The following is a 7,128-nucleotide window of genomic DNA, read 5'->3' as shown; positions in this document are numbered from 1 at the left end:
CGGGTGAGGGGGTGGTCCCTCCTCCGTGGTGTTGGGGGTGGGCCCGTTGCGGGAGGGGGGGCGAAAAAGAAGCTGAGGGGCGAGGCGCGGGGGGGGTGTGTCCTCCCGGGCCGGGCTGGGGACGGGCGGGTGTCAGTCGCGGCTGAAGTCCGCGCCGAGGGCCCCGAGCTTGTCCATGAAGTGCTCGTACCCGCGGTCGATCAGGCTGATCCCCCGCACCGACGAGGTGCCCTTCGCGGCGAGCGCCGCGATGAGGTGGCTGAACCCGCCGCGCAGGTCCGGGACCTCGATCTCGGCGGCCGCGAGCGGCGTCGGGCCGGAGATGACGGCCGAGTGGTAGAAGTTGCGCTGCCCGAACCGGCACGGCCGGCCACCGAGGCACTCCTTGTAGACCTGGATCGTCGCACCCATGCCGCGCAGCGCGTCGGTGAACCCGAAGCGGTTCTCGTAGACCGTCTCGTGGACGATCGACAGACCCGTGGCCTGCGTGAGCGCGACGACGAGCGGCTGCTGCCAGTCGGTCATGAACCCCGGGTGCACGTCGGTCTCGAGGACGATCGAGCGCAGGTCGCCGCCGGGGTGGAAGAACCGGATGCCGTCGTCGTCGACCACGAACTCGCCGCCGACCTTGCGGAAGGTGTTGAGGAACGCCGTCATCTCCGGCTGGGTCGCCCCGCGCACGTAGATGTCGCCGCCCGTCGCGAGCGCCGCCGACGCCCACGAGGCAGCCTCGATGCGGTCCGAGAGAGCCGTGTGCTGGAAGCCGTTGAGCCGCTCGACGCCCTCGATGCGGATGACCCGGTCGGTGTCGACCGAGATGATCGCGCCCATCTTCTGCAGGACGTTGATCAGGTCCATGATCTCGGGCTCGATCGCCGCGTTCGAGAGCTCGGTGAGCCCCTCGGCGCGCACGGCCGTGAGCAGCAGCTGCTCGGTAGCCCCGACGCTCGGGTACGGCAGCGCGATCTTGGTGCCCTGCAGGCGGCGCGGCGCCCGGATGTGGATGCCGCCCTCGCGCTTGTCCACGACCGCACCGAACTGGCGCAGGATGTCGAGGTGGTAGTTGATCGGCCGGTCACCGATGCGGCAGCCGCCGAGGTCCGGGATGAACGCCTCGCCGAGCCGGTGCAGCAGCGGGCCGCAGAACAGGATCGGGATGCGGCTCGAGCCGGCGTGGGCGTCGATGTCGGCGACGTGCGCGGACTCGACGTTGGACGGGTCGAGGTACAGCGTGCCGTCGTCGGCCTTCACGGTCACGCCGTGCAGCTCGAGCAGGCCGGTCACGACGGCCACGTCGCGGATCTGCGGGACGTTCCGCAGGACGCTCGGTCCTTCACCGAGGAGGGCGGCGACCATGGCCTTCGAGACGAAGTTCTTGGCGCCGCGGACGGTGATCTCCCCCGAGAGCGGGGTCCCACCGTTGACGTACAGCAGATCGGTCATGGTCCCCATCGTCGCTCACGGAACCGTGTGGTTCCTAACCGCGGGCCTGGCGCGTCGCCCGTCCGTGCAGAACCTGCACGGACGGGCGACGTATCGGGATGTTCCGGACGTTCCCGGACGGTCAGACGGTGCGCGTCGCGCCGAGCTCGACCGGGACGCCGACGGGCCGCGCGGCCTCGATCTCGACGGGCGGCAGGTGCTTGGCGGGCAGCGTGCGCGGGCGCCACGGCTCGCGCGTCGCCTCGAACGCCGTGATCTCAGCCTCGTGCTGGAGCGTGAGCCCGATGTCGTCGAGCCCCTCGAGCAGGCGCCAGCGCGTGTAGTCGTCGACGTGGAACGGCACCACGACGTCGTCGGCCGTGATCGTGCGCGCGACGAGGTCGACCGTCACCTCGGTCCCCGGGCGGGTCTCGAGCACCTTCCAGACGAGCTCGATGTCCTCCTGCGCCGCCTGGGCCGCGAGCAGCCCCTGCTTGCCGGAGTTGCCGCGGAAGATGTCGGCGAACCGGTTCGAGACGACGACCTTGAAGCCGTAGTCCTTGAGGGCCCACACGGCGTGCTCGCGCGAGGAGCCGGTGCCGAAGTCGGGACCCGCGACGAGCACCGAGCCCGACGAGTACGCCGGCTGGTTGAGCACGAAGGACGGGTCCCCGCGCCACGCGGCGAACAGCGCGTCCTCGAAGCCGGTCCGCGTGACCCGCTTGAGGTAGACGGCGGGGATGATCTGGTCGGTGTCGACGTTGCTGCGACGCAGCGGGACCCCGACGCCGGTGTGCTGGCTGAACTTCTCCATGGTGCTTCTCGCTTCCGGTGCGTGCGGGTCAGGCGTGCTGCAGGTCGGTCAGCGGCGAGCCGTCGGGTGCGACGACGTCGGCACCCAGGTCCGCCACGGACGAGAGCGTGCCGCGGATCGCGGTCGCCCCGGCGACGAGCGGCGACACGAGGTGCGTGCGCCCGCCCTTGCCCTGACGGCCCTCGAAGTTGCGGTTCGACGTCGACGCGGAGCGCTCCCCCGGCGCGAGCTGGTCGGGGTTCATGCCGAGGCACATCGAGCAGCCGGCGTTGCGCCACTCGGCGCCGAAGTCGAGGAAGATCTTGTCGAGCCCCTCGGCCTCGGCCTGCAGGCGCACGCGCGCCGACGCGGGGACGACGAGCACGCGCACCGAGTCGGCCTTCCGGCGGCCCTTCACGAGCTTCGCGACCGAGCGCAGGTCCTCGATGCGGCCGTTCGTGCACGAGCCGATGAAGACCGTGTCGACAGGGATCTCGCGCAGCGGCTGGCCCGGCGTCAGGCCCATGTACTCGATCGCGCGCTCGGCGGCCTGGCGCTCGTTCTCGTCGGCGATCTGCTCGGGGACGGGCACGTTGCCCGAGAGCGGGAGGCCCTGACCCGGGTTGGTGCCCCACGTCACGAACGGCTCGAGGTCGGCCGCCTCGAGCACGACCTCGGCGTCGAACGTCGCGTCGTCGTCGGTGCGCAGCGTCGTCCAGTACTCCACGGCGGCGTCCCAGTCGGCACCCTCGGGCGCGTGCGGGCGGCCCTGGAGGTACTCGAACGTGGTCTCGTCGGGTGCGATCATCCCGGCGCGGGCGCCCGCCTCGATCGACATGTTGCAGATCGTCATGCGGGCTTCCATCGACAGCGCCTTGATGGCCTCGCCGCGGTACTCGAGCACGTAGCCCTGGCCACCGCCGGTGCCGATCTTGGCGATGATCGCGAGGATGATGTCCTTCGACGTGGCGCCCGCGGGCAGCGTGCCGTTGACGGTGATCGCCATGGTCTTGAACGGCACGAGCGGCAGCGTCTGGGTCGCGAGCACGTGCTCGACCTCGCTCGTGCCGATGCCGAACGCGAGCGCGCCGAACGCGCCGTGCGTCGAGGTGTGCGAGTCGCCGCAGACGACCGTGAGGCCCGGCATCGTGAGGCCGAGCTGCGGGCCGACCTGGTGCACGATCCCCTGGTCGGCATCGCCGAGCGAGTGGATGCGCACGCCGAACTCCGCGGCGTTGTTGCGCAGCGTCTGGATCTGGGTGCGGCTCGTCACGTCGGCGATGGGCCGGTCGATGTCGAGCGTCGGGGTGTTGTGGTCCTCGGTGGCCAGCGTGAGGTCGGTGCGGCGCACCGTGCGGCCCGCGAGGCGGAGCCCCTCGAACGCCTGCGGGCTGGTCACCTCGTGCACCAGGTGGAGGTCGATGTAGAGCAGGTCCGGTGCGCCGTCGGTGCCGCGGCGCACGATGTGCGCGTCCCAAACCTTCTCTGCCAGCGTGCCGGCCATGTCCGTGGTCCTCTCGTGATCCCCCGCCGGAGAATGGTTGCGGGGCAGTAAGTAGGCCGAGCGGCTTGCGTCTCAGGTTACGAGACGCCAATATCGACCTATGGACAACTCTAGCGGAGTCGGCGTGCTGGACAAGGCCGCGTCCGTTCTCAGTGCACTCGAGGCCGGTCCGGCGACGCTCGCGCAGCTCGTGACCGCCACCCACCTCGCGCGCCCGACCGCGCACCGGCTCGCCGTCGCGCTCGAGCACCACCGCCTCGTCGCCCGCGACATGCAGGGCCGGTTCGTGCTCGGGCCCCGCCTCTCGGAGCTCTCCACGGCCGCCGGCGAGGACCGCCTCCTCGCGGCCGCAGGGCCCGTCCTGACGGCGCTGCGCGACCACACCGGCGAGAGCGCCCAGCTCTACCGCCGGCAGGGTGACCAGCGCATCTGCGTCGCCGCGGCCGAGCGGCCCATCGGCCTGCGGGACTCGATCCCGGTCGGCGCGACCCTGACGATGCAGGCCGGCTCCGCCGCGCAGATCCTGCTCGCGTGGGAGGAGCCGGACCGCCTGCACCGCGGCCTCCAGGGAGCGAAGTTCACCGCGACGATCCTCTCGGGCGTCCGCCGCCGCGGCTGGGCGCAGTCGGTCTCCGAGCGCGAGGTCGGCGTCGCGTCGGTGTCCGCGCCCGTGCGCGGCCCGTCGGGGCGCATCGTCGCCGCCGTCTCGATCTCAGGACCGCTCGAGCGCCTCTCGCGCCAGCCCGGCCGCCTGCACGCCGCCGCGGTCGTCTCCGCCGCCAACCGGCTGACGGAGGTGCTGCGCCGCACGGGTGAATGAGGGTCCCCCGGGGCTTCCGCCGCCGGGTCGGCTGCTCCTGCCGGGCCGTGCGCGGCGCCGGCGGTCGGCCGTCGGCGCGGGGGCCCCAGGGGCCGTAGGCCGTAGGGCCGCAGCGCATCCGGGCACCGTCCCGCGCGTTCAGGGAACCGCGCGCAGCGGCCCGTACGCCGCGCGGTAGGCGCGGGGACCGGCGCGCGGGGCCAACGTCCGGGCGAGCAGGTCGGGCAGCGCCGCGAGCCGCGACATGCGGTCGGTCGCCGCCTGCACGTGGGCCACGCGCGCGCGGCGCCGCCGCTCCCAGACGGCGCAGGCCGCCGACCAGTCGGGCACCGCCGCGAGGACCTCGGCGAGCACCAGGGCGTCCTCGAGGGCGAGGGCGGCGCCCTGTGCCCACACGGGGCCGGTGGCGTGCGCCGCGTCGCCCAGCACGACCACGCGCCCCCGGTGCCAGGTCGGGACCCGCACCTCCTCGACCGGCGCGTGGTAGGGCCGGTCGGGCGCACGGCAGGCGGCGTCGACTGCCGTCCTGGCCGGCGCCGGGAACCCCGCGAACGACTCGGCGAGCCACCCGAGGTCGCCGCCCGCCGAGCTGCCCGCGCTGCTCGACGCGTAGCCGTAGACCTCGCCCTCCGCGACGGGGACCAGGAGCAGAGCCAGGCCCCCACCGGTCCACGCGGTCCAGCACCCGACGCCCGGGTTCGGGACGACGAACCGCCAGCTCGTGGCGGTCATCGCGGACGCACGCGGCCGCGTGCCCACCACCGCGTCACGGACCGTGGACCGCACGCCGTCCGCACCGACGACGAGGTCGGCGAGCTCCCGGCTGCCGTCGCCGAGCACGACCTCGGAACCGGTCGTGCGGCTGTCGACGCCGACGACGCCGACCCCCCGGCGGACCTCCTGGCCGGCGCCCAGCGCCTCCAGCAGCCGACCCGGCCGCACGCAGACCGACGGTGCGACGCCCGACCAGAACGACGCCTCGTCGACCGCGAACAGCAGCCGACCGCTCCGGCTGCGGTACTCGCGCCGGGTCACCGGTACCCCGGCGGCGAGAACGGGCTCGACGACCCCGAGGGCGCCGAGCGCACGCACCGCGTTGCCCGGCAGGTTCAGTCCGAGACCGAGGCCGGGCGCACCGTCGCGGCGCTCGACCACCATGACGTCGATGCCGACGGCACGCAGCGCCCGCGCGGTCGCGAGCCCGGCGACACCGGCACCGACCACGAGCACGCGTCGCGTCATCGCCGGCTCCTCGTCGTGCGGCTCATCGGGCCAGCCTGCCGGTGTCCGGTGGCGGCGTCGAGCACGCGCCACCGCCGCTCACCGGCGTGCCGGCTCATCTCCAGTCCCACTCGACGTCGGCGCACACGCCCCGGGCGAGCACCCCGCCCCACGCGTAGGGCGTCGGGGTGTGCTCGGTCGCACTCGCGTTGCCGAAGATCTCCCACGTCGAGCCGATCGACTGCAGCGTCGCGTTCCCCGGCGCGCTCGAGTCGATCGCGGCGCCGTGCGAGACGAGGGAGCGGCCGTCCTGGCAGAAGACCGACGCCTTCTGGATGGTCGCCGACGACGGACCGCTGACGTCGCCGTCGGTGACGCGGAACCGGTTCGGCCGCTCGGCGCACAGCGCGATCGCGGTCAGCCCCCACGCGCCCGGGTACCCGCCCGGGTGCTCCTGCGCCTGGGCACGCAGCAGCCCGCCGAGGGCGTCGACCCGCGCCACCTGGAGGCCCACCCCGTGGGGGTCGGGGGCGTTGCGCACCGTCGCCCCACCGCCGAGGGCCACCAGGCCGGCCGGGCACACCGCGGAGACCGCCTGCATCGGCTCGGTGCTGGACTGCGGGGTCGACCCGGAGCTGAACACGTACCCGGGCGGCCGGTCGGCGCACCGGACCTGGACCAGGAGCGACCACGCGCGCGGCGTCCCTGCCCGGGTCTCGCTGGCGCGGGCGATCCACTCGTAGCGCCCGGTGACCGGCACCAGGTTCGGCAGGGACGCCCGGAGCGAGATCTGGTTGTCCTCCTGCCACGGGCCTCCCTCGTCGCCGGCGACACCGACCTTGGCCGACCCGCCGACCACGACCTTGCCGACCGGGCAGCTCGCGTGGATCTCCTTGGCGGGCTGGTGGTTCGTCCCGGTCGCCTCGGCGAGGTACTCCATGCCGGTGATCGGAGCCGCGACCGCGACCGCCTCGCCCTCGACGGGCTCCCGGGGAGCCGCTGAGGCAGCCTGGCCGGGTCCGACCAGCCCCGCGAGGCCCACGAGGCCCGCGAGCACCGGCCCGGCGAGCCGGGCCCTCCCGGTTCGGGCGGGCGCGCGGGTCCGGGAAGTGGGGGCGGCCGCGGCGCGGCCGGCTCCGTCGTCGTCCAGCATCGCGTGCGTCACGGCGGTGACCTCCTTGTGCGAAGTTCCGGTGCCGGCGTGTGCCGGGGGTCACCGGCGGCACGAGGTCCGGGTCGCGCCGCTCAGGACGGTGCGGGCTCGTCGTCGTGCACGAGGGGGAGAATGGGATCCACGCTAGGAAGCGGCACCGCCGCGCGGAACGCTCGTGCTACCGGAGGACCTGCCCGATCGTCCGGACGGCACGC

Annotated in this window: 6 protein-coding genes; 1 reads left to right on the top strand and 5 read right to left on the bottom strand. The window is 73.8% G+C overall.

The window, feature by feature from the left end; translation table 11 throughout:
• Positions 1-132: 132 nt before the first annotated feature.
• The 3 genes from murA to leuC form a co-directional block, all read right to left on the bottom strand.
• Positions 133-1,443, bottom strand: a complete 1,311-nt coding sequence (gene murA / locus ACWFNE_RS06545; protein WP_452121625.1) for a UDP-N-acetylglucosamine 1-carboxyvinyltransferase — start codon at positions 1,441-1,443, stop codon at positions 133-135.
• Positions 1,444-1,564: 121 nt separating this feature from the next.
• On the bottom strand, positions 1,565-2,236 hold the full coding sequence (gene leuD, locus ACWFNE_RS06540) for a 3-isopropylmalate dehydratase small subunit (protein ID WP_258723793.1): 672 nt from the start codon (positions 2,234-2,236) through the stop codon (positions 1,565-1,567).
• 28 nt (positions 2,237-2,264) lie between these two features.
• Positions 2,265-3,719, bottom strand: a complete 1,455-nt coding sequence (gene leuC, locus ACWFNE_RS06535; protein ID WP_452121624.1) for a 3-isopropylmalate dehydratase large subunit — start codon at positions 3,717-3,719, stop codon at positions 2,265-2,267.
• A gap of 100 nt (positions 3,720-3,819) precedes the next feature.
• Between leuC and ACWFNE_RS06530 the strand changes: the two genes are divergently transcribed.
• Entirely contained in the window at positions 3,820-4,539 is a 720-nt protein-coding gene (locus tag ACWFNE_RS06530) for an IclR family transcriptional regulator (protein ID WP_183294257.1), read from the top strand.
• A 138-nt stretch (positions 4,540-4,677) separates the two neighbouring features.
• Here ACWFNE_RS06530 and ACWFNE_RS06525 read toward each other — a convergent pair whose 3' ends face one another.
• Together ACWFNE_RS06525 and ACWFNE_RS06520 are read right to left on the bottom strand one after the other, a co-directional pair.
• Positions 4,678-5,781 (bottom strand): FAD-dependent monooxygenase, encoded by a 1,104-nt coding sequence (locus tag ACWFNE_RS06525; protein WP_452121623.1) that lies wholly within the window; start codon positions 5,779-5,781, stop codon positions 4,678-4,680.
• A gap of 94 nt (positions 5,782-5,875) precedes the next feature.
• The gene (locus tag ACWFNE_RS06520) at positions 5,876-6,925 is read right to left on the bottom strand and encodes a hypothetical protein (RefSeq protein ID WP_452121622.1); all 1,050 of its coding nucleotides are present in this window, start codon (positions 6,923-6,925) and stop codon (positions 5,876-5,878) included.
• Positions 6,926-7,128 lie beyond the last annotated feature (203 nt).

Source organism: Cellulomonas sp. NPDC055163 (genome assembly GCF_053607065.1).
The sequence above is the reverse complement of the archived record's forward strand: the minus strand, read 5'-3'. Positions and strand labels throughout refer to the sequence as shown.

Excerpts from the sequence above, each read along its gene's own strand:
- ACWFNE_RS06525 (WP_452121623.1), bottom strand. The coding sequence starts at position 5,781 with ATGACGCGACGCGTGCTCGTGGTCGGTGCCGGTGTCGCCGGGCTCGCG.
- ACWFNE_RS06530 (WP_183294257.1), top strand. The coding sequence starts at position 3,820 with ATGGACAACTCTAGCGGAGTCGGCGTGCTGGACAAGGCCGCGTCCGTT.
- leuD (WP_258723793.1), bottom strand. The coding sequence starts at position 2,236 with ATGGAGAAGTTCAGCCAGCACACCGGCGTCGGGGTCCCGCTGCGTCGC.
- leuC (WP_452121624.1), bottom strand. The coding sequence starts at position 3,719 with ATGGCCGGCACGCTGGCAGAGAAGGTTTGGGACGCGCACATCGTGCGC.
- murA (WP_452121625.1), bottom strand. The coding sequence starts at position 1,443 with ATGACCGATCTGCTGTACGTCAACGGTGGGACCCCGCTCTCGGGGGAG.